Source organism: Streptomyces sp. 184, assembly GCF_045781775.1.
Classification (GTDB): domain Bacteria; phylum Actinomycetota; class Actinomycetes; order Streptomycetales; family Streptomycetaceae; genus Streptomyces.
The window spans coordinates 4017321-4037158 of sequence record NZ_CP123230.1; the positions used below are offsets into that span (position 1 = coordinate 4017321).

Annotated in this window: 19 protein-coding genes; 7 read left to right on the forward strand and 12 right to left on the reverse strand. The window is 75.1% G+C overall.

The annotated features are described in order from the left end of the window. Nucleotides 1-273: 273 nt before the first annotated feature. Nucleotides 274-591: a DMT family transporter gene (locus QBL21_RS16760; RefSeq protein ID WP_407563004.1), complete on the reverse strand. Its 318-nt coding sequence runs from the start codon at nucleotides 589-591 to the stop codon at nucleotides 274-276. Between the two features lie 61 nt (nucleotides 592-652). Next, nucleotides 653-1393, reverse strand: a complete 741-nt coding sequence (locus QBL21_RS16765) for an SDR family NAD(P)-dependent oxidoreductase (RefSeq protein ID WP_407563005.1) — start codon at nucleotides 1391-1393, stop codon at nucleotides 653-655. 127 nt (nucleotides 1394-1520) lie between these two features. Between QBL21_RS16765 and QBL21_RS16770 the strand changes: the two genes are divergently transcribed. Next, the gene (locus tag QBL21_RS16770; RefSeq protein ID WP_407563006.1) at nucleotides 1521-2174 is read left to right on the forward strand and encodes a TetR/AcrR family transcriptional regulator; all 654 of its coding nucleotides are present in this window, start codon (nucleotides 1521-1523) and stop codon (nucleotides 2172-2174) included. A gap of 266 nt (nucleotides 2175-2440) precedes the next feature. Next, complete coding sequence (locus QBL21_RS16775) at nucleotides 2441-3619, forward strand: acyl-CoA dehydrogenase family protein (protein WP_407563007.1); 1179 nt, start codon at nucleotides 2441-2443, stop codon at nucleotides 3617-3619. Nucleotides 3620-3704: 85 nt separating this feature from the next. Here the strand turns inward: QBL21_RS16775 and QBL21_RS16780 are convergent, their stop codons facing one another. Then, nucleotides 3705-4097, reverse strand: coding sequence for a hypothetical protein (locus tag QBL21_RS16780; RefSeq protein ID WP_407563008.1), 393 nt, complete (start codon nucleotides 4095-4097; stop codon nucleotides 3705-3707). A gap of 237 nt (nucleotides 4098-4334) precedes the next feature. Between QBL21_RS16780 and QBL21_RS16785 the strand changes: the two genes are divergently transcribed. The 4 genes from QBL21_RS16785 (at nucleotide 4335) to fxsA (ending at nucleotide 8585) form a co-directional block, all read left to right on the forward strand. Then, nucleotides 4335-4775: an Lrp/AsnC family transcriptional regulator gene (locus QBL21_RS16785; RefSeq protein WP_018835479.1), complete on the forward strand. Its 441-nt coding sequence runs from the start codon at nucleotides 4335-4337 to the stop codon at nucleotides 4773-4775. Between the two features lie 40 nt (nucleotides 4776-4815). Next, the gene (locus QBL21_RS16790) at nucleotides 4816-6531 is read left to right on the forward strand and encodes an amidohydrolase (RefSeq protein WP_407563009.1); all 1716 of its coding nucleotides are present in this window, start codon (nucleotides 4816-4818) and stop codon (nucleotides 6529-6531) included. 644 nt (nucleotides 6532-7175) lie between these two features. Continuing rightward, a complete protein-coding gene (locus QBL21_RS16795) occupies nucleotides 7176-7943 on the forward strand; it encodes a polyprenol monophosphomannose synthase (RefSeq protein ID WP_407563010.1) in 768 nt (255 codons plus the stop codon). A 3-nt stretch (nucleotides 7944-7946) separates the two neighbouring features. After that, nucleotides 7947-8585 carry an FxsA family membrane protein gene (gene fxsA / locus QBL21_RS16800; protein WP_407563011.1) on the forward strand — a complete coding sequence of 213 codons (639 nt, stop codon included), beginning with the start codon at nucleotides 7947-7949 and terminating at the stop codon, nucleotides 8583-8585. A 189-nt stretch (nucleotides 8586-8774) separates the two neighbouring features. On the opposite strand, the gene QBL21_RS16805 is transcribed toward fxsA, so the two are convergent. Next, the gene (locus QBL21_RS16805; RefSeq protein WP_026276152.1) at nucleotides 8775-9149 is read right to left on the reverse strand and encodes an RNA polymerase-binding protein RbpA; all 375 of its coding nucleotides are present in this window, start codon (nucleotides 9147-9149) and stop codon (nucleotides 8775-8777) included. Between the two features lie 262 nt (nucleotides 9150-9411). Then, nucleotides 9412-10173: a YczE/YyaS/YitT family protein gene (locus QBL21_RS16810; protein WP_407563012.1), complete on the reverse strand. Its 762-nt coding sequence runs from the start codon at nucleotides 10171-10173 to the stop codon at nucleotides 9412-9414. Here QBL21_RS16810 and QBL21_RS16815 point away from each other — a divergent pair. Then, complete coding sequence (locus QBL21_RS16815) at nucleotides 10172-11683, forward strand: PLP-dependent aminotransferase family protein (RefSeq protein WP_407563013.1); 1512 nt, start codon at nucleotides 10172-10174, stop codon at nucleotides 11681-11683. The two genes, QBL21_RS16810 and QBL21_RS16815, sit on opposite strands and share 2 nt — an antisense overlap. Before the next feature lie 43 nt (nucleotides 11684-11726). On the opposite strand, the gene QBL21_RS16820 is transcribed toward QBL21_RS16815, so the two are convergent. The 7 genes from QBL21_RS16820 to QBL21_RS16850 form a co-directional block, all read right to left on the reverse strand. Next, nucleotides 11727-13262 carry a hypothetical protein gene (locus QBL21_RS16820; RefSeq protein ID WP_407563014.1) on the reverse strand — a complete coding sequence of 512 codons (1536 nt, stop codon included), beginning with the start codon at nucleotides 13260-13262 and terminating at the stop codon, nucleotides 11727-11729. Between the two features lie 51 nt (nucleotides 13263-13313). After that, nucleotides 13314-13508: a hypothetical protein gene (locus QBL21_RS16825; protein ID WP_027751678.1), complete on the reverse strand. Its 195-nt coding sequence runs from the start codon at nucleotides 13506-13508 to the stop codon at nucleotides 13314-13316. A gap of 178 nt (nucleotides 13509-13686) precedes the next feature. Then, nucleotides 13687-15060: an ABC transporter ATP-binding protein gene (locus QBL21_RS16830; protein ID WP_407563015.1), complete on the reverse strand. Its 1374-nt coding sequence runs from the start codon at nucleotides 15058-15060 to the stop codon at nucleotides 13687-13689. A gap of 148 nt (nucleotides 15061-15208) precedes the next feature. Next, complete coding sequence (locus QBL21_RS16835) at nucleotides 15209-16876, reverse strand: alkaline phosphatase D family protein (protein WP_407563016.1); 1668 nt, start codon at nucleotides 16874-16876, stop codon at nucleotides 15209-15211. A gap of 158 nt (nucleotides 16877-17034) precedes the next feature. Beyond that, on the reverse strand, nucleotides 17035-17616 hold the full coding sequence (locus QBL21_RS16840) for an ATP-binding protein (RefSeq protein WP_407563017.1): 582 nt from the start codon (nucleotides 17614-17616) through the stop codon (nucleotides 17035-17037). Nucleotides 17617-17805: 189 nt separating this feature from the next. Next, a complete protein-coding gene (locus QBL21_RS16845) occupies nucleotides 17806-18771 on the reverse strand; it encodes a serine hydrolase (protein ID WP_407563018.1) in 966 nt (321 codons plus the stop codon). 118 nt (nucleotides 18772-18889) lie between these two features. Next, nucleotides 18890-19771, reverse strand: coding sequence for a maleylpyruvate isomerase family mycothiol-dependent enzyme (locus tag QBL21_RS16850; protein WP_407563019.1), 882 nt, complete (start codon nucleotides 19769-19771; stop codon nucleotides 18890-18892). Nucleotides 19772-19838 lie beyond the last annotated feature (67 nt).

Below are 19838 nucleotides of genomic sequence, written 5' to 3' on the forward strand. Positions count from 1 at the left end.
ACCTCGTGGTGGGAGTCGTGCGAGGTGACGCGCATCGCCTCCTCGTACGCCGCCAGCGCGCCCCGCATCGCCGAGCCGGCCGGCCCTCGGCGGCGTACGACGCCCTTGAACCAGGTGAGGAGGCCCATTACGGCGATCAGAGCGCCGGTCAGGACCAGATACGGCACGACGTCTCCCATGCCGGGTCAACTCCCGGTCCCCCCGCGGGGTTCCACCGCAGCCCGGCCGCGCCCCGGCCGCGCCCCTGCGGCGTCCGGCGGCGTCCGGCCGAGTTCAGCCCTCGACGAACTTCAGGCCGATGACGCCCGCGAGGATCAGCCCCAGGCACGCCAGCCGGGCCGGCGACGCGCTCTCGCCCATCGCGAGGATGCCCACGGCGGCCACGCCCAGCGAGCCCAGCCCGACCCAGACGGCGTAGGCGGTGCCCACGGGCAGGCTGCGCAGCGCCATCGTCAGCACGATCACGCTCACCATGGCCGTCACCAGCCCGAGCGTCGAGGGCCACGGGCGGGTGAGGCCGTCGGAGTGCTTCAGCGCGGTGGCCCAGACGAGTTCGAGGCCGGCGGCGATCAGCAGGAATATCCAGGGCACGGTTTCTCCCGGGGGTCGTTCCGGTGTTGCGGTGGTGGCGCGCGGGCCGGGGGTGCCCGCGCTACGCGGCGAAGCCGCCGTCGACGGCGATCGCCGCGCCGGTGATCTGCGCGCCGCCGGGACCGGCGAGGTGGGCCACGGTGGCGGCGACGTCCTCGGGGCTGCCGTAGCGGCCCAGGGCGCTGATGGCGCGGGCGGCGTCGGCGCCGGGGGAGTCGGCGGGGTTCATCTCGGTGTCGGTGTCGCCGGGGTGGACGACGGTGACGGAGATGCCCTGCGGGCCCAGGTCGCGGGCGAGGCCGCGGGTGAGCCCCACCAGCGCGGACTTGCTGGCGGCGTAGAGCGTCCAGCCCGGTATCGGCACCCGCTCGACGAAGCTGCTGCCGATGCTGATGATCCGGCCGCCCGGGCCGAGGTGGCGGACGGCGGCCTGGGCGGCGAGGAAGACCGCGCGCACGTGGATCGCGAGCACCGCGTCCACGTCCTCGCGGCGCACCTCGGCCAGCGGCCCGTACGGCGCGATGCCCGCGTTGTTGACCAGGATGTCCAGCCGGCCCAGCTCCGCGGCGGCGCGGTCCACCGAGGCGACGACGGCGTCCGGGTCCGCGGCGTCGGCCTGGATGGCCACCCCGCGCCGACCGGCCTTCTCCACGGCCCGTACGACCTGTGCCGCCCGGTCGGGCGAGCGGTGGTACGTCAGCGCCACGTCGGCGCCCTCCTCGGCCAGCCGCCGCGCGATCGCGGCGCCGATGCCGCGGCTGCCGCCGGTGACCAGGGCCGTCCGGCCCGCAAGCTGTGTCATGAGCGTTCCCTTCGCTATCCGGAGAGTTCTCCGCTTACCTGGGAAGGGTAACCGGAGAGTTCTCCGGATGCCAGCGGGAACCGGAGAACTCTCCTCTTCGATATCCTCCGGACAGGAAGGAGCGCAGGTGACCCAGGAGGACGCGATCGCCGCCCGGCGCCCGCCCGGCACCGAGCTGCCCGTGGTCGGCGGCCCGCCGGCGGAGCGCGCGGACGCCGCGCAGAACCGCCGCAGGATCCTCGCCGCCGCGGCCGCGATGGTCGCCGAGCGCGGCCCCGACGCGTTGTCCATGGACGAGGTGGCCAAGGCCGCGGGCGTCGGCGTCGGTACCGTCTACCGCCGTTTCGGCGACCGCGCGGGACTGGCGTACGCGGTCATCGACGACCGCGAGGTGCAGTTCCAGGCCGCGTTCCTGAAGGGCCCGCCGCCGCTCGGGCCCGGCGCGGGGCCGGCGGAGCGCATCCGCGCCTTCCTGCACGCCCTGGTCGACCGCACCGAGGACCAGCTCGGGCTGCTGCTCGTGGCCGAGATGGACTCCGCCGACGCCCGTTTCACCGAGGGCTCGTACGAGCTGTACCGGCAGCACCTCGCGCTGCTCGTCGGCCGGGTCCGGCCGGAGGCCGACGTGCGCTGGCTCGCCGACGCCCTGCTCGCGCCGCTGGCCGCCAACCTCTACGGCTACCAGCGCCGCACCGGCGGCATGAGCGCCGACCGGGTCAAGGCCGGCTACGACGACCTGCTGGCCGGACTCGCGCGCGGCGGTGCTTCCGCCGCTCCCTGACGCCCCCGGGAGCCGGCCCCAGGAACCCGCCCCGCGGACCGGCCGGTTCGGCCGCCCGCGACGCGGCGTGACGGTGCGACCCCTGCCTGTCTCGCCGTACCGCCGATCGGGCATACTCCCCATCACCGCAGCCGTACATGCCGGCTCGCCGCAATCCGGCGGGGCAGCATCGGGCTGCACCGACACAACGGGCGGAGCCGCCACAACCCGGGCGGGTCCGCCGTCGACAGCGCCGTACGCGCGCCCGGCGAAGAGGAGTGCACCGCATGGCCGTACGTGGTCCGCTGCCCGTGGAACGCGAGCTTCCCACCGAGGAGTCCCGCGACCTGCTGGCCCTCGTCCGCGAGCTGGTCCGGCGTGAGATCGCCCCCCGGGCGGCCGAAGAAGAAGAAGCGGGCCGCTTCCCCCGCGAGCTGTTCACCGCCCTGTCGCAGTCGGGACTGCTCGCCCTGCCCTACCCGGCCGAGTACGGCGGCGGTGAGCAGCCGTACGGGGTCTACCTCCAGGTGCTGGAGGAGTTCGCCGCCGCCCGGCTGACCGTCGGCCTCGGCACCTCCGTGCACACCCTCGCCACCCACGCGGTCGCCGGCTACGGCACCGAGGGGCAGTGCAAGGAATTCCTGCCGGCCATCCTCGGCGGCGGTCTGCTCGGCGCGTACTGCCTCTCCGAGCCCGGCTCCGGCTCCGACGCCGCCGCCCTGACCACCCGCGCCGTACGCGACGGCGACACCTGGACGCTGACCGGCACCAAGGCGTGGATCACCCACGCCGGAATCGCCGACTTCTACACCGTCCTGGCCCGCACCGGCGGCCCCGGCCCCGGCGGCATCACCGCCTTCCTCGTCCCCGGCGACGCCCCCGGGGTCGGCGCCGCGCCGCTGGAGCGGAAGATGGGCATGAAGGGCTCGCCCACCGGCCTGGTGCACTTCGACGGGGTACGGGTCCCCGACGCGCGCCGTATCGGCGAGGAGGGGCAGGGCTTCGCCATCGCGCTCGACGCCCTGGACTCCGGCCGCCTCGGCATCGCGGCGTGCGCGATCGGGGTGGCACAGGGGGCGCTTGACACGGCGCACGGATACGCGCTGGAGCGTGAGCAGTTCGGCCGGCCCGTCGCCGACTTCCAGGGGCTGCGCTTCATGCTCGCCGACATGGCCACGCAGATCGCGGCCGGGCGCGCGCTGTACCTCGCCGCCGCGCGGCGGCGCGACGCCGGCCTGCCCTTCGCCCAGGACGCCGCGATGGCCAAGCTGTTCTGCACGGACGCGGCGATGCGGGTGACGACGGACGCGGTGCAGGCGCTCGGCGGCTACGGCTACACGGCCGACTTCCCCGCGGAGCGCTACATGCGCGAGGCGAAGGTGCTCCAGATCGTGGAGGGCACCAACCAGATCCAGCGCGTGGTGATCGCGCGGCACCTGCTGGGCACCGAGGCGGGCCGGGCGTAGGGGCCCGCCCGTACGGCGTCAGGGGCGCGGGACGGCGCGGGGAACGCCTGCGGGTGCCGCGGCGCCCCGCGCGGGGCGCAGAGAGCTACTTGCGCCGGCGCATCGCCGGCAGCCGCCGCCGCGCCGGGGCGTTGCCCGGGCCGCCGACGTGCGAGAAGGGCTGGCGCCGCCAGTCGAGGCCCTCGGGCAGCGTCAGCAGCGCCGCCGTGTCCTCGGCGCGGGCGTCGAGCCGCGCGTCCTGCGGCGCCGCGGCCGACAGCGGGCTGCCGGAGCCGGTGCACACGGTCAGGCCGAACGGGTTCGCCGGGGTGATGCGGGCGTGCTCGGGCAGCACGTCCTCGCCCTCCAGCAGGGCGATGGGCTGGACGCAGTCCGGGCAGAGCACCCGGAAGATCAGCGAGGTCTCGGCGAAACCGCCGTCGTCGTCCTCGACGACGGCGTCGGGATCGACCAGCTCGACATGCTCGGAACGGCGCATGCAGTTCCCCCTCAGGTTGGGCCACCTGGACGGTCACGTGGTGGTCTCGACCACAGCAAGGATTTCCCTCGCTGTCATCCGAATAATCGTCCACAGGGTCCCCCTCGCTCCCGGGTGGACTGTGGCCTTCGTCACACGCTGCCGCGTGCGCCGTATGCGCCCCCGGGGCGCCCTCCCCGGTTCCCCCGGCGGCCCCGGATGTACCGGACCGCCGCAAACGAAGTAGGTTGATGCGTTGTGGAGGAGTTGGACAGGCACATCGTGGAGCTGCTCGTCAGGGACGGGCGCATGAGCTATACGGACCTGGGCAAGGCCACCGGCCTGTCCACCTCGGCCGTGCACCAGCGCGTGCGGCGGCTGGAGCAGCGCGGCGTGATCCGGGGCTACGGCGCCATCGTGGACCCGGAGGCGATCGGCCTGCCGATGACCGCGTTCATCTCGGTGAAGCCCTTCGACCCCAGTGCCCCCGACGACATCGCGGACCGGCTCGCCGAAGTCCCGGAGATCGAGGCGTGCCACAGCGTGGCGGGGGAGGAGAACTACATCCTCAAGGTGCGCGTCGCCGCCCCGGCCGAGCTGGAGGACCTGCTCGCCCGCATCCGTTCGCTCGCCGGGGTCTCGACCCGTACGACGGTCGTGCTCTCCACGCCGTACGAAGCCAGGCCGCCGCGCATCTGACGGCGCGGCGCCCCCGATCCGAATCCGAGGCACCGCAGCCGTGACCGCCGACAGCCCCGCCGCCCGCCCCGCCCGCACTGCACCCCGCACCGCCGGCGGGACCGCGAACTCCGCGCCCGGCGCGGCCGGTTCCGCCCGCCGCACCGTGCTGCTGCGCGGCGGCACCGTCCACAGCCCCGCCGACCCGTTCGCCACCGCGATGCTCGTCGAGGGCGACCGCGTCGCCTGGGTCGGCTCCGAGGGCGCGGCCGACGGCTTCGCCGACGCCGGCACCGTCGACGAGGTCGTCCACCTCGAAGGCGCCCTCGTCACCCCGGCGTTCACCGACGCGCACGTGCATCTGACCGCAACCGGCCTGGCGCTGACCGGACTCGACCTGTCCGGCGCCACCGGCCTGCCCGACGCCCTCGCGCGGATCCGCGCGCACGCCGCCGCCCGCCCCGCGGACCGGGTGCTGATCGGCCAGGGGTACGACGAGAGCGGCTGGCCCGAGGGCCGCCCGCCGGCCCGCGCCGAGTTGGACGAGGCGGCCGGCGGCCGGCCGCTCTACCTCACCCGCGTCGACGTGCACTCCGCCGCCGTCAGCACCGCCCTGCTCGACCTGGTGCCCGGCATCGCCGGACGCGACGGCTACGCCGACGGCGAGCCGCTGATCCGCGACGCCCACCACGCCGTACGCCGCGCCGCGTACGCCGCCATGTCGCCCGCGCAGCGCGCCGCCGCCCAGGGCGCCGCGCTCGACCGGGCGGCGGCGGTCGGCATCGGCTCCGTACACGAGTGCGCGGGGCCCGACATCAGCGGCGAGGACGACTTCGCGGCGCTCCTCGCGCTGGCCGCCGAGCGGCCGGGGCCGCGCGTCACCGGCTACTGGGGCGAGGCCGTCACCGGCCCCGAGGACGCCCGGCGCATCCGCGAACTCGGGGCCTTCGGCGCGGCGGGCGACTTCTGCGCCGACGGCTCCCTCGGCTCGCGCACCGCGCACCTGACGCAGCCGTACGCCGACGGCCCCGGGCACTACGGCAACGGCTACCTCGGCGCCGCCGCGGTCGCCGCCCACGTCGCCGCCTGCACCGAGGCGGGGCTCCAGGCGGGGTTCCACGCCATCGGGGACGCCGCCGTCGCCGCCGTGGTCGACGGCGTACGGGCCGCGGCCGAGCGGGTCGGCCTGGACCGCGTACGGGCGCTGCGGCACCGCGTGGAGCACGCCGAGATGCTCACCCCCGAGACCGTCGCCGGGTTCGCGGAGCTGGCGCTCACGGCGTCCGTGCAGCCGGCGTTCGACGCCGCCTGGGGCGGCGAGGAGGGCATGTACGCGCGCCGGCTGGGCCCGGAACGGGCGCGGACCCTCAACCCGTACGCGGCCCTCCTGCGCGCCGGTGTGCCGCTCGCCCTCGGCTCCGACGCCCCGGTGACCCCGCTCGACCCCTGGCGCGCCGTCCAGGCCGCCGCGTTCCACCGCACGCCGGAGCACCGCATCTCCGCCCGCGCCGCGTTCACCGCCCACACCCGCGGCGGCTGGCGGGCCGTCGGCCGCGACGACGCGGGCGTGCTCGTGCCCGGCGCGCCCGCGGACTACGCCGTCTGGGCGGCCGGGGACCTCGTCGTACAGGTGCCCGACGAGCGGATCGCGAACTGGTCGACCGACCCGCGCTCCGGCACCCCCGGCCTGCCCGACCTCACACCCGGCGCCGAACTGCCCGTGTGCCTGCGTACGGTCGTGGCCGGAAACACCGTCCATGCGGGGCCGATCGGGTGAGTTAACGATCTTCGATAGGCCGAACGAAGGCCGTCCCGGGCGTGGGACCGCCGCCTGATTTCGGGACTGACCAGCCGCTTCGGCAAAACGCCACAGGTGACACGGCTGTTGACACGCAGCGGGCAACGGCGGGTAGTTTCGGCCGAGTCCACCACAGGACGTCCGGCCGGATCACCTCCGCGCAGTCGTGGAACGCTCTGGGCCACGGATGGTGTGCCGCACCGGCGCCCCATCGCAGGCAGCCAGGTCCAGGACTCCGGCACGGGGGCGAGGGAGGATGGCATCCGTCGGGCTGGTGTGACCCCGGGTGGGGCCCGGACGCTCAGTAGACAACGGCCCTCGGTCGATCCGCAGCCAGCGGGTCCCAGGTCGGACCGAAGGGCGCCGGGCCCGACCCGCAGCGGCACCGTGCGCGGGCGGGTACGGCCCCAGGAGCCGCCGCCGCCCCTGCCGGCACCCCTTCCCCGGTTCCCTCCCCTCCGCGGCTTCCGCAGGCCGCACCGGATCCCCGCGCCGTCCCGCGGTACCGTTGCGCACCGCCTCGGTGCCGGACCACGGTGGACTCTGGCTATGGTGGGCGTCCTGTCCCGCGCGGCCGCGTGCCCGCGAGGACGGCTCAAGCGGGAATTGCGGAAGGGACGGCAGTGACAGACGGGGTTCAGGGGCGCTACGGCCCGCTGGGCGGGATCCTGGTGATCATCCCGACGTACAACGAGGCCCTGAACCTCGAGTCGATCGTCTCCAGGGTGCGGGCCGCGGTGCCGGACGCCGACGTCCTGGTCGTCGACGACAACAGCCCGGACGGCACCGGGAAGCTCGCCGACGAGCTGAGTGCCGACGACGGGCACGTACACGTGCTCCACCGGGCGGGCAAGGAGGGCCTGGGCGCCGCCTACCTCGCCGGCTTCGGCTGGGGCCTGGAGCGCGGCTACGGCGTGCTGGTCGAGATGGACGCCGACGGCTCGCACCGGCCGGAGGAACTGCCCCGGCTGCTCACCGCGCTGAAGGGCGCCGACCTGGTGCTCGGCTCCCGGTGGGTGCCCGGCGGCCGGGTGGTCAACTGGCCCAAGTCCCGGGAGTTCATCTCCCGCGGCGGCAGCGCGTACTCGCGGATCTGGCTGGGGCTGCACATCCGGGACGTCACCGGCGGCTACCGCGCGTTCCGGCGGGGGACGCTGGAGGGCATCGGGCTGGGGAACATCGCCTCGCAGGGGTACTGCTTCCAGGTGGACCTGGCCCGGCGGGTGGCCGACGCCGGCTACCACGTCGTCGAGGTGCCGATCACCTTCGTCGAGCGGGAGCGCGGCGACTCCAAGATGAGCAAGGACATCTTCGCCGAGGCGGCGTGGCGGGTTCCTGCGTGGGGCGTACGGTCCCGGCTGGGGCGGATTCTCGGCCGCAGGCACACTTGAGTCATGAGCGATCGCATTCCGCAGCCGTACGAGGACCCGGCAGGCTCCGACGACCGGGGGGCGGGCCCCGGCGGCTCCGGCCGCCCCACCGGCCCCGGTGACGGCCGCGGGCGCCCCGCGCGCCGGCGCCGCTCGCTCGCGCGCACCCTGGCGCCCCTGGGCGTCGCCGCCTGGGCGCTGCTGGAGCTGTGGCTGCTGATCGTGCTCGGCGCCGAGATCGGGGTCCTGGGCGTCTTCGCGGTGCTGGTGGGCGGGCTCGTCCTGGGCACGGTCGTCATCAAGCGGGCGGGCCGGCGGGCCTGGCGGTCGCTCACCGAGCAGGTGCAGCGGCAGCAGAGCGGTGCCGCGGCGGACCCGGAGGCCGGCCGCGGACGCGGCTCCGGCAACGGGCTGATGATGCTCGCCGGGCTGCTGCTGATGGTGCCCGGGCTGGTCACGGACGCGGCGGGGCTGCTTCTGCTCCTGCCGCCGGTACGGGCGCTGGTGAGCCGGCGCGCGACCCGCATGGTCGAGCGGTCGGCGGCGGGCCGGGACCTGGGGCACGTGTACACGCAGTCGCGTATCCACCGCCCGGACGGCAAGGTCGTCCAGGGCGAGGTGATACGCGAGGACGACGACGAGGACCGGCCGCCGGGGCGCTGAGCCCGCGGCGGCGGCCGTCAGCCGTCGCCGGCTCCGGGCCCGGCCGCCGTCCCGGAGGGCGGGCCCGAAGCACCGCGGCGGGCCCGGATCACCGGGCCCCCGTACCGTTTTCGGGCACCCGGAAGGGCCCGTCCCACCGCTGGGACGGGCCCTTCCGGGTGCCGTTCGCCGCTGGCGCGGCGCCGCGTGTCAGGCCGACTTGCGGCTGTCGCGCGGATGTACGGCGATGTTCATCGCGCCGGAGCGCAGCACTGCCAGCCGCTCGGCCAGGACCTCTTCAAGCTCGTCGCGGGTGCGCCGCTCCATGAGCATGTCCCAGTGCGTCCGGGCGGGCTTGACCTTCTTCTCCTCCGGTCCCTCGCCATCGACGAGCAGCGCCTGCGCGCCGCACGTCTTGCACTCCCACTCCGGCGGGATCTCCGCCTCGACCGAGAACGGCATCTCGAACCGATGGCCGTTCTGGCATGCGTACTCCACCGCCTGGCGCGGGGCCAGGTCGATGCCGCGGTCCGTCTCGTAGCTGGTCACCACGAGTCGCGTGCCGCGAAGAGCTCGCTCACTCATGAATCGTTGCCTCCCGGGCTTGTCGCCCACAGGACAGGTGTCGCTGTCGTCGTCATCCGGTCAACGTCCGGTCGGCGATGAAGATTCCCGTTCCGGGACATGCGTCGCCCGTCGTGCCGCCCCATTGCTTCTACCCACTGGCGTCCGCTTTGTCACGTGTGACGGAGATGTCACCGGCTGATTTCATCTCACTGCATGCTGTAACGGTCCGCCTGCCGAGCCGGAGGCGTACACTACCGCTCCCCGACAGGCCGCACATAATTCACCTCGCGGGTGTCGCGTCACACTCCGCCCCGTCGGCGGGCTCCGGCTCGGCCGGGGCGGGCTCCGGGATCGCGAAGACGCGCAGGAAGAACTGCGCCAGCGGGCCGATCGCCAGGGCGTAGACGACCGTGCCGGCGCCGACCGCGCCGCCGAGTGCCCAGCCCGAGGCCAGCACGGCGATCTCGATCAGGGTGCGGACCAGCCGGACGGACAGGCCGGTGCGGCGGTGCAGCCCGGTCATCAGCCCGTCGCGGGGCCCGGGCCCGTAGCGGGCGGAGATGTACATGCCGGTGGCCACGCCGTTGAGGACGACGCCCGCGAGCATCTGCGGTATCTGCAAGGCCAGGCCGTGCGCGTCGGGCAGCACCGCGAGCGAGGCGTCCATGGCCAGGCCGATCACCACGACGTTGGAGACGGTGCCGAGCCCCGGGCGCTGCCGGATCGGGATCCACAGCAGCAGCACGGCGGCGCCGACCACGATCGTCGCGACCCCCATGGACCAGCCGGTCTGCTCGCCGAGACCCTGGTGGAAGGTGTCCCACGGGTCGAGCCCGATCCCGGCGCGCACCATCAGCGCGCAGCTCAGCCCGTACAGCGTCAGGCCGACGTACAGATGCGCGAGTCTGCGGGACGTACGAGATCCCTTCGAGCGCGACAAGACTGGCTCCCCTCTGGTCCTGTTGGATGGCTGCGTGCCACTATGTGGACTGGACTTGTGCGGGTGATATGGCCAATCAGGGAAAGGTGGCCTGGTTTTCATGGCGGAATGGACATCGGCCGTCGGCGCGGTGCAACTCGCGCGGCTGCTGCGGTCGCAGGAGAGCGCGGGCGCCGTGGCCCTCGACCGGGCCGGCCGCCGCGTGCCCGCGTACCGCTCGCTGGCGGACGGCGTGCGCCTGCTGGTGCTCGAAGGGCGCATCCCGGTGGCCACCCGGCTGCCCGCCGAGCGCGAGCTGGCCGCCGCCCTCGGTGTGAGCCGCACCACCATCGCCGCGGCGTACGAGCACCTGCGCGCGGCCGGCTTCCTCGAATCCCGCCGCGGCGCCGGAAGCTGGACCTCCGTACCGGCCGGGCATCCGCTGCCCACCCGCGGCCTGGAGCCGCTGCCGCCGGACGCCACCGGTTCGATGATCGACCTCGGCTGCGCCGCCCTGCCCGCCCCCGAGCCGTGGCTCACCCGCGCCATGCACGGCGCGCTGGAGCAACTGCCGCTCTACGCCCACACCCACGGCGACTACCCCGCGGGACTGCCCGGCCTGCGCGCGGCCATCGCCGAGCGGTACACCGCCCGCGGGGTGCCGACCATGCCCGAGCAGATCATGATCACGACCGGTGCGATGGGCGCGATGATCGCCCTGTGCCGGCTCTTCGCCGGCCGCGGCGAGCGGATCGCCGTGGACTCGCCGAGCTACGCCAACATCCTCCAGCTCATGCGCGAGGACGGCGCCCGGCTCGTACCCGTGGCCATGGGCGAAGGGCTGACCGGCTGGGACGTGGAGACCTGGCGGCAGACCCTGCGCGACGCCGCCCCGCGGCTGGCGTACGTCATCCCCGACTACCACAACCCCACCGGCGCCCTGGCGAACGACGACCAGCGCCGCGCGCTCGTCGACGCCGCCCGGCGCGCCGGCACCGTCGTCGTCGCCGACGAGACGATGAGCGAACTGCGCCTGGACGACACCGGCGAGCCCCCGCGGCCCGTCGCCTCGTACGACCCGGCGGGCTCCACCGTCGTCACCGTCGGCTCGGCCAGCAAGGCGTTCTGGGCGGGGCTGCGCATCGGCTGGGTGCGCGCCGCCCCCGAGGTGATCCGCAGCCTCGTCTCCGCGCGCGCGTACGCCGACCTCGGCTCCCCGGTGGTCGAGCAACTGGCCACCACCTGGCTGCTGGAGGGCGGCGGCTGGGCGGCGGCCACCGGGCTGCGCCGCTCCCAGGCCCGCGCCAACCGCGACGCGATCGTGGCCGCCCTGCGGCGCCACCTGCCCGGCTGGGAGTACACCGTGCCGCACGGCGGGCTGACCCTGTGGGTGCGTACCGGCGGTCTGTCCGGCTCGCGGATCGCCGAGGCGGGCGAGCGGGTGGGCGTACGGATCCCCTCGGGCCCCCGGTTCGGCGTCGGCGGGGCCTTCGAGGGCTACGTGCGGCTGCCGTTCACCGTCACCGGCGCGGTCGCCGAGGAGGCGGTCGGCCGGCTCGCCGCGGCGGCCCGCATCGTGGCCGAGGGCGGCGGGCCGGTGGCGGCGGAGCCGGCGGGGGCGTTCATCGCCTGACGCGACGGCCGCCCCGGGCGGGCGGTTCCGGAGCCGCCGCGGGTCAGCCGGCCCGCGCCGCGGCGGTGTCCGCCGGCTCCGGCAGCAGGTCGAGCACCGCCCGCCGCAGCGCCTCGGGCGTCTCACGGTGGTGCGGGTCCGGCGTCGCGGGCACCTGGAGCCGGTGCACCGGGCCCTGGCCCAGGCGTACGTAGCCGCGCCCCGGCGGGACGTCGTACACCGGGGTGGTGTGCGGCGGGGCGCCGAGCACGGATTCGACCTGCCGCGCCGAGGCGGGCCCCAGCACGACGCGGGCGCGGGTGTGATCCCGTACGGCCGCGCCCACCGAGTCGGCGCAGTCGAACTGGTCCGCCACCACGACCGTGACGTTCGCCGCCCGGCCGTGCCGCAGCGGCACCTCCAGCAGCCCCTGCGGATCCGCCCGCCCGTCCGCGGCGGCCAGATGGGTCAGCGCCGCCGGCCGGTCCACGACGATCCACAGCGGCCGCGGGCCCGCCGACCTGCCGCCGCCCGCCCCGTCGCCGCCGGCCGGGCGCGTCAGCCGGCGCTCCGTCTCCTCCGCCGCCCAGCGCAGCAGCGCCAGGGCGCCGCCGACCGTGGACTCCACCGCCAGCACCCCCGGCCGCCCCGCCAGGAAGCCGAACTCGCCCGCACAGCCGCCGTCGACCACCAGCACCTCGCCGTGCGGCAGCGCCTGGAGGGCCAGCGACCGCAGCAGCGTCGTCGTGCCCGTGCCGGGCTGGCCGAGGGCGAGGAGGTGCGGCTCCGTGGAGCGCGGGCCGGTGCGCCACAGCACCGGCGGCTCGTCGCGGTCGCCGCTGTCCGTGCGCACCGGGAGCGTCCGCCGCACGCCCGCGGCGTCGGTGAAGCCGAGCACCGACTCGCCCTGCGCGGTGACGTAGGGCTGCGCCCCGATGTCGGTGGGCAGCGGGTCCAGGACGGCCAGGTCGAGGCGGTTGTCGTCCTCGTGCCAGTCGAAGAGGTACTCGCGCCCCCGGCCGCACTTGGCGTAGAGCAGTTGCTCGATACGCGCCCGGGCCTCCGGCTCGCCGTCGCGGAAGTACGGCGGGTAGCGCAGCCGCAGCGCGGTCAGCCGGCCGTCGCCGTCGGACTCGGCGTCGCTGAAGACCTGCTCGGTGTCGCCCTCGTGGGCGTAGAGGGGGTGCGGGTCGTCGGGGGAGGAGAAGTAGGGCACCAGCGCCTCGTACAGCGCGGTGAGCCGCTCCTGCCGCCGCGCCGCCGCGTCCTCGTCCTCCGCCGCCTCCGGCTCGGCCCGGTCGCGGCCGGCCCACACCGCCGCGGCCAGCAGCGCCGCGCCGGCGGCCAGCGGGCCGTACGGCATCAGGTAGACCAGCAGGAGGCAGGCGCCGGCGAGGAACGCCGTCGGACCCCGCCGCTCCGGCGGGGTCGCGCTCCAGCGCCGCCGGGCGGCGACCGCCAGCCGGGCGGCGCCGCGGGTGAGCACCACCACCGGCCGCAGCACGTCCGCGGCGCCGTCCGCCGCGGTCCTGGCCAGCTCACGGCCGCGGGCCGCCGGAGGGGTCCCGCGGCCGGGCATCCGGGCGAACGGTCGTCGCATGCGTCGGGTCTCCGAGTCCTGGGTGCGGGACGCCGGCGGGCCGGGGGCGTCCTAGATCTTGATGCCGCCCAGCAGGCTGGCGAGGCTCTGCCCGCCGGCCTTGATGCTGGGGGCGATCGCGGTGCCCGCCAAGTAGAACCCGAAGAGGGCGCAGACGATGGCATGGGACGGCTTCAGCCCGTCCTTGCGGAAGAACAGGAAGACGATGACACCCAGGAGGACAACGCCTGAGATCGACAGAATCACGGAAATCTCCAGGGGCGACGGAGCCGTCAGAGGTCGTTTGCCAGCCTGGCAGTCAGATTTACCGAAGAAAAGCGGCAATTGGGTGATTTGCCCTCAGCTCACCCGAGTGGCCGGGGAGCGGTCGCCGCCCCGCGGCGGCCGTGCTCCGGCGGGCGGAGCCGGCGGGCCGCGGGCGGCGTCACTCGTCCAGCTTCGCCTGGTGGGCGGGCGCCGGGCAGACGCGGCGGCCCTGCTGGTCGAAGACGTACAGGTGTTCCAGGTCGATCAGCAGCGGCACATGGGTGCCGGGCCGGACCATGACGTCGGGCCCGGTGCGTACGACGAGGTCGCCGCCGGCGATCGCGGCGCGCTCGGCGCTCTGCGGCGGCGCCTTCGGCATCGGGGGCGCCTCCAGCACCCCCACCGCCCCCTGGTCGGCCTGGTCGTCCTGGCCGAGGGCGTGCAGATGGGCCACCGCCCGCTCGCGCAGCCGCCCCAGCACGGTGCCCTCCTTGTTCTTGCGGTGCCCGCCGGGCGCCGAGTCCGTACGGGGGCCCTCCAGCGCCGGTACGACGGCCGCGCGCGAGCCGGTGTTCAGATGCAGCAGCGCCTCGTGGCCCAGGTACTCCACGTGCTCGACGATGCCGCTCATCGCGCACTCGCCGGGGCGCGCCAGCGACGGCCGGGCGATGCGCACCGCCTCGGAGCGCAGGCCCACGATCACCGGCCGGCCCTGCTGGATGCGGAGCATCTGGTGGTCGGGGGAGAGCGGTTCTGGCAGCACCAGGCTCTGCCGGCCGAGGTCGATGGTCATCCGGCCGGGCAGCGGCGCGTGCACGACGGCTTCGAGGAGGTTGATCCGCGGGGTGCCGATGAACGCGGCGACGAAGATGTTCTTCGGCAGCGCGTACGCCTCGCGGGGCGTACCCACCTGCTGGAGCACGCCGTCGCGCATCACGGCGATCCGGTCGCCGAGCGACATCGCCTCGGCCTGGTCGTGCGTGACGTAGACCGTGGTGACCGCCAACTCGCGGTTGAGCCGGGCGACTTCGGCGCGCAGGTGGTTGCGGAGCTTGGCGTCGATGTTGGACAGCGGCTCGTCCATGAGGAACGCGGTGGGCTCCCGGGAGATCGCCCGGCCGATCGCGACGCGCTGCCGCTCGCCGCCGGAGAGCTGCGCGGGGTAGCGGTCGAGCAGGTCCTCGATGCCCAGCAGCCGGGCGGTGGCGTCCACGCGCGGGCCGACGTCGCCGCGGGCCTCCAGCTTCAGCGGGAAGCCGATGTTGTCGCGGTTGGTCATCCGCGGGTAGAGGGCGAAGTTCTGGAACACCATCGCCATCCCGCGCTGACCGGGCGCCAGGTCGGCGGCGTCCTCGCCGTCGAGCAGCAACTGCCCCTCGGTGACGGACTCCAGCCCGGCGATCATGCGCAGCACGGTGGACTTGCCGCATCCGGAGGGGCCGAGCAGGACGACGAACTCGCCGGGCTCGATATCGAGGGAGAAGCGGTCGACCGCCCGGATGCCGCGCTCGTAGACCTTGGTGACGCCGTCCAGTGATATCGCACGTGACATGGTGTTTTGTTCCGTATTTCGGTGACAAGGATGCGGTAGACGTGCAGAGTTGGATTACGGGCCCCGAAAGATAGCGAAGTTCACCCGGGCTGGGAACGCCTTAGACAGCTCCTTGCGCAGGTCGGCACGCGAATGTGCCGGAACGGGCCTACTGCCGCCCGTGCGCGGGCCGTTGCAGCAGGTCCCGCTCGTCCGCCGGGACGAGGCGGGCGCCGTCGCCGTCCTCCTGGCGGGCCTGCTCCAGACGCAGCAGGGCGGTGTCACGGCCGCCGAGGGTGAGCGTCATCAACTGGTTGCCGAACCAGGGGCCGCCGGTCTTGCGCCAGCCGATCGGGTCGGCGGCGAGGCGGCCGTGCCGGGCGAGGGCACGGCCGAGGAGCCGGCCGGCGCGGCTCCAGCCGAAGCGGAAGCCCGCCCTTATGGGGGCGGGGACGCTGTTGTGCATCGGCGAGCAGGTGAGCTGCGCGACCACCGGCCGCGGACCCTCCGGCAGTGCCTCCCGCGGCCACCGCGGCTCGGCCACGTAGGCGTGGTGCACGTCGCCGGAGAGCACCAGCACCGTGGCGGGCGCGTCCTTCGCGCGGCCGACCTCGGCGATGAGGTCCGCCAGCTCGGCGAACGACCGGGGGAAGGCCGACCAGTGCTCCAGGTCGGCGCGCCGGCGCAGCTTCTCGCCCAGCCGGGCCCAGCGCGGCCCCCGCTCACCGGCGCACAGCGCGGCGTTCCACCCCTCGGCGTCGTGCACCGCGGGCGGCAGCAGCCACGGCAGCGACGTGCCGATGAGGAGGTGGTCGTACGCGTCCGTCCCGTCCAGCGCCTGCCGGCGCACCCACTCCATCTCCTCCGGGTCGACCAGCGCGCGGCTCTGCTCCTCCAGCACCCGCGCGGCGCGCGAGTCCACCATCAGCAGCCGGGTGCGGCCCAGGTCGCGGCGGTAGCTCCAGCGCACGGCCGCCGGGTCGGCGTCGGCCCGCTCGGCGAACCCGCGCAGCAGCTCCGTGCCGTCGCCGGCCTCGCGCACGGCCGCGTAGAGCGGGTCGGTGGCCAACTCGTCGGGGGAGAGGTTGCCGAGGTGCTGGTAGACCCAGTACGACATCAGCCCGCCGAGGATCCGCTCGCGCCACCAGGGCGCGGTGCGGATCGACGCGAGCCAGGCGGCGGAGGTGTTCCAGTCGTCGATGACGTCGTGGTCGTCGAAGATCATGCACGAGGGCACGGAGGCCATGAGCCGGCGCACCTCGGGGTCGAGCCAGGACTCGTCGTAGAGGTGGGTGTACTCCTCGTAGTCGGCGATCTGGTCGCCCGGCGGCACGTCGAGGTCGCGGCGGCCGGCGAGCCACAGGCGGGTGGCCTCGGAGGTCTCGTCCGCGTACACCTGGTCGCCGAGGAGCACCAGGATGTCGGGGCGCTCGGCGTCCGGGCGGGCGTCCAGCCGGCGGGAGAGGGTGTCGAGGGCGTCGGGTCCCACGGGGTCGTGGCCGCCGCCGGGCTTCGCGGCCCAGCGGCAGGAGCCGAAGGCCACGCGCAGCGCGGCGCCGGGCCGGGGGGTGCGGATGGTGCTCGCGGAGGCGCCGGGCAGCGGCCAGACCTCGTCGCCGTCCAGGAGCACGCGGTACGGGGTGGCGGCGCCCGGCGTCAGGCCGTCGACGGCCACGAGCGCGTAGTGGTGGCCGCCGACCGACCAGGTGCGGGAGCTGCCGCCGGCGCCGTCCGCGCAGCGGACCTCCGCCTTGCACGGGCCGCCGGTCTCGACCCAGACGGTGGCGCGGGTGCCGTCGGCGTACCGCAGCAGCGGGCCGAGCCGCAGTTCCGCCATCGCCGTCTCCTCGTCCCGGTGGTGTCTCGTGGTGTCCCGGTGGCTGCGCGCCACTGCGGGGGAACGCGCGGACCGGCCGGGAGGTTCCGCGGGGACGCGGGCACTTCCCGCCGGAAAGTCCGGCGGCGCGGGCCGGCGCGGTGGTCCGGCCGGGCGGGTCAGGCGACGGCCGGGGCGGGGACGGCGAGGCGCCCGGGCACGAGCGACTCCAGCAGAGCCAGGCAGCGGGCGAAGGACTGCCACTCGCGGTCCCGGTCGCCGTCCCCGTCGGCGTCCACGTCCGCCGGGCCGCCGGTCCCGGCGGGCGCGGTGAACCGGGACCACACGGCCTTGCCGAACGGCCCCGGGGCACTCCAGCCCCACGCGTCGCTGAGTGTCGCCACTATCTGGAGCCCGCGCCCGGACTCGGCGACGTCGTCCGCCTCGCACGGTGCCGGCACGCCGTCGCCCGGGTCGAAGACCGCGCAGACGACCTCGCCGCCGCGGCGTACGAGGGTGAGCGTCACCGGCTGCGGCTCGGGGGCGGGCAGCGGGGCGCAGCCGGGCACCCCGTGGCGTACGGCGTTGGTCACCAGCTCGGAGACGACGCACTCGACGCTGTCGGACAGCTCGGCGAGATCCCAGTCACGCAGCGTGGTGCGCACCGTGCGGCGGGCTTCGGCTATCGATCGAGGGTGGGCGTCGAGGGCGCGGGCAGCGAACGCCGAAGCCTCGGATCGCTCCCCGAAGGCTGCCGCCATGCCAATTCCCCGATCAGTAATGTCGCCTTGGAACGTGCTGGTTGTTCAATGGTGAGTGATATAGACCTCCGGATGCAAGTACAGATGCACTTTCATCCGCAAGCACAGGTGCACGTCCCCCGGTAAGTCGGGCATACGGGCCACGTGTGTTCCCGGGGTAGGGGACCTTCGGATGCGTGCGGCGGCCAATCAGTTACGCAGCGTGTCCGCCACCGTCGTCGCGACGGTCTCGACGACGTCGATGCCCGCCCGGTGCGAGGCGTGCCCGTCGGAGACGACGGCGACGAGGAGGGTGTGGCCGCGGTGCTCGACGCGGCCGATGCTGTTGACGTCCCACAGCCCGGTCGCCGAACGCGGCAGCCAGCCGTTCTTCAGCGCCGCCGCGCCGGCGTCGTCCGCCGCCGCGGACACGCCCCAGCGCTGGCCCTCGACCACCGTGGTCATCAGCTCCTCGACGTAGCGGCGCGAGTCGCGGCTGAGCGCCGAGCCGCCGTCGCCGTACACCGCGTCGAGCAGCGCCAGTTGGTCGGACGCCGTGGTCTGCGTCAGCCCCCAGGTGCCGCCGGCGCCGGGCTCGGTCGCGGTCAGGCCCAGGCGGCGGTTGGCCTCCGCGAGGCCGGGGCCGCCGCCGATGTCCCACCAGAGCGTGTCGGTGGCGGCGTTGTCGCTGCTGCGTATCATCGCCGCGGCCAGTCGCTCCTGCGCGGCGGTCAGCGGGGTGCCGGTGTCCTGGGCCTGGAGCAGCAGGGCGGCGAGTATGTCGACCTTGACGATGCTCGCGGTGTCGAACGTGCCCTCGCCCGAGCCGTACGCGGCCTCGGCGCCGGTGTCCAGATCCGCCACGGCGACGTCGTACCTGCCCGCCGCCTCCGGCAGCGCCTCCAGCGCTTGTGCCACCGCCTCGTCGGGGTCCTCCGGCGCGGCGGAGGCGGCCGGAGCGTCGGCGGAGTCTTCGGATCCTTCGGGCTCTTCGGGCTCTTCGGACTCCGCGGACCCGGGGGAGGGGGCGTAGTAGACGTAGAGCATGCGGGGGGCACCTGTGCGCTGCGCCGCGTCCGGCACGCCGGGGGCGGAGGACGACGCGGTGGCGGCGAGGACGACGAGGGTGGCCAGGGACACCGCCGTGGACGGCAGCGTGCGGAGGATTCGCGACACGTGCCGGACGCTAGGAGGCGGACGTCAGAAACGACTGGGAGCCGTGTGAACACCTGATGAAAAAGCCCGACGCCCCCGTCGCCCGGCGCCGGGGGCGCGGACCATAGCCCCCCGCCGGTCAGCGGATGATCGACACGATGCGGCAGGCCGCCCCGGCCAGCCGCCGGTCGCCGCGGACCTCGGCGCGGGCGAGGGCCGCCGCCGGCTCCACGCCCCGGACGCACAGCCGCCAGGCGGTCTCCGCGTCCAGCCGCACCAGCGCGTCCGGCTCGACTTCCCCGGAGGGCGCGGCCAGCGACCATCGCGCGCCCCCGGCCGGGCCGGGCGCGGTGGCCGTCGCCGTCCAGGCACCGCCGCCCGGGCCCGGCACCGCGATGCGCACCCGGGTCCCGGGAGGCGCCTCGGTGTCGCGCAGGGTGTGCGGCAGGGCCCGCATGAAGGTGTCCAGCACCGCGGCCAGCGGGCCGGGCGCGGGGTCGCTGGGCTGCCCGGCGGCGTGCCGGATCTGCTGCCGGTGCGTCCAGAACTCGGTGAAGTCCCGCGCCACGTCCAGCCAGCGCGGCGCCGGCTCGGCCCCGGCCCACGACACGCCCAGCGAAGCACCGCGCAGCGCGTCGCCCGCGAAGTGGGCGGCGACCCCGGCGCCGGCCGCGTCGAGCGCGCCGGTCAGCGACGCGGGGCTGACGCGGGCGTGGGCGTCGACCCACTCCTTATTGACGCGGTGGATGAACGCGGCCAGCGGCTCGCCGGGCGCGGGGGCGGGGCCGCCGGTGTGCCCGTCGCGCTCGCGGGCGAGCCGGCCGTAGAAGTCGCCGAGCAGGTGTGCGGCCACGTCGTGCACCGTCCAGCCCGGCACCGCTTCGCGCCGCCAGTCACCCGGCCGAAGGGCGCGCAGCGTGGCCATCAGCGCCCGCTGCTCGGGGGCGAACAGCGGACGGGCGTCGATCGGCGGGCCGAGCCAGGGCAGGTCCGGCTCCGCGGGGGTCACCTGCGGTTCCATGGCCGGATCCTGCCATCGGCGGACAGGGCCCGGCCATCCGATTACTGCCCGGCCCGGCCGGTGCCCG

Bases quoted from the DNA above. Each gene is read 5' to 3' on its own strand.
- QBL21_RS16765 (WP_407563005.1), bottom strand. From the start codon at position 1,393: ATGACACAGCTTGCGGGCCGGACGGCCCTGGTCACCGGCGGCAGCCGC.
- QBL21_RS16775 (WP_407563007.1), top strand. From the start codon at position 2,441: ATGGCCGTACGTGGTCCGCTGCCCGTGGAACGCGAGCTTCCCACCGAG.
- QBL21_RS16780 (WP_407563008.1), bottom strand. From the start codon at position 4,097: ATGCGCCGTTCCGAGCATGTCGAGCTGGTCGATCCCGACGCCGTCGTC.
- fxsA (WP_407563011.1), top strand. From the start codon at position 7,947: ATGAGCGATCGCATTCCGCAGCCGTACGAGGACCCGGCAGGCTCCGAC.
- QBL21_RS16805 (WP_026276152.1), bottom strand. From the start codon at position 9,149: ATGAGTGAGCGAGCTCTTCGCGGCACGCGACTCGTGGTGACCAGCTAC.
- QBL21_RS16815 (WP_407563013.1), top strand. From the start codon at position 10,172: ATGGCGGAATGGACATCGGCCGTCGGCGCGGTGCAACTCGCGCGGCTG.
- QBL21_RS16810 (WP_407563012.1), bottom strand. From the start codon at position 10,173: ATGAAAACCAGGCCACCTTTCCCTGATTGGCCATATCACCCGCACAAG.
- QBL21_RS16820 (WP_407563014.1), bottom strand. From the start codon at position 13,262: ATGCGACGACCGTTCGCCCGGATGCCCGGCCGCGGGACCCCTCCGGCG.
- QBL21_RS16830 (WP_407563015.1), bottom strand. From the start codon at position 15,060: ATGTCACGTGCGATATCACTGGACGGCGTCACCAAGGTCTACGAGCGC.
- QBL21_RS16835 (WP_407563016.1), bottom strand. From the start codon at position 16,876: ATGGCGGAACTGCGGCTCGGCCCGCTGCTGCGGTACGCCGACGGCACC.
- QBL21_RS16840 (WP_407563017.1), bottom strand. From the start codon at position 17,616: ATGGCGGCAGCCTTCGGGGAGCGATCCGAGGCTTCGGCGTTCGCTGCC.
- QBL21_RS16850 (WP_407563019.1), bottom strand. From the start codon at position 19,771: ATGGAACCGCAGGTGACCCCCGCGGAGCCGGACCTGCCCTGGCTCGGC.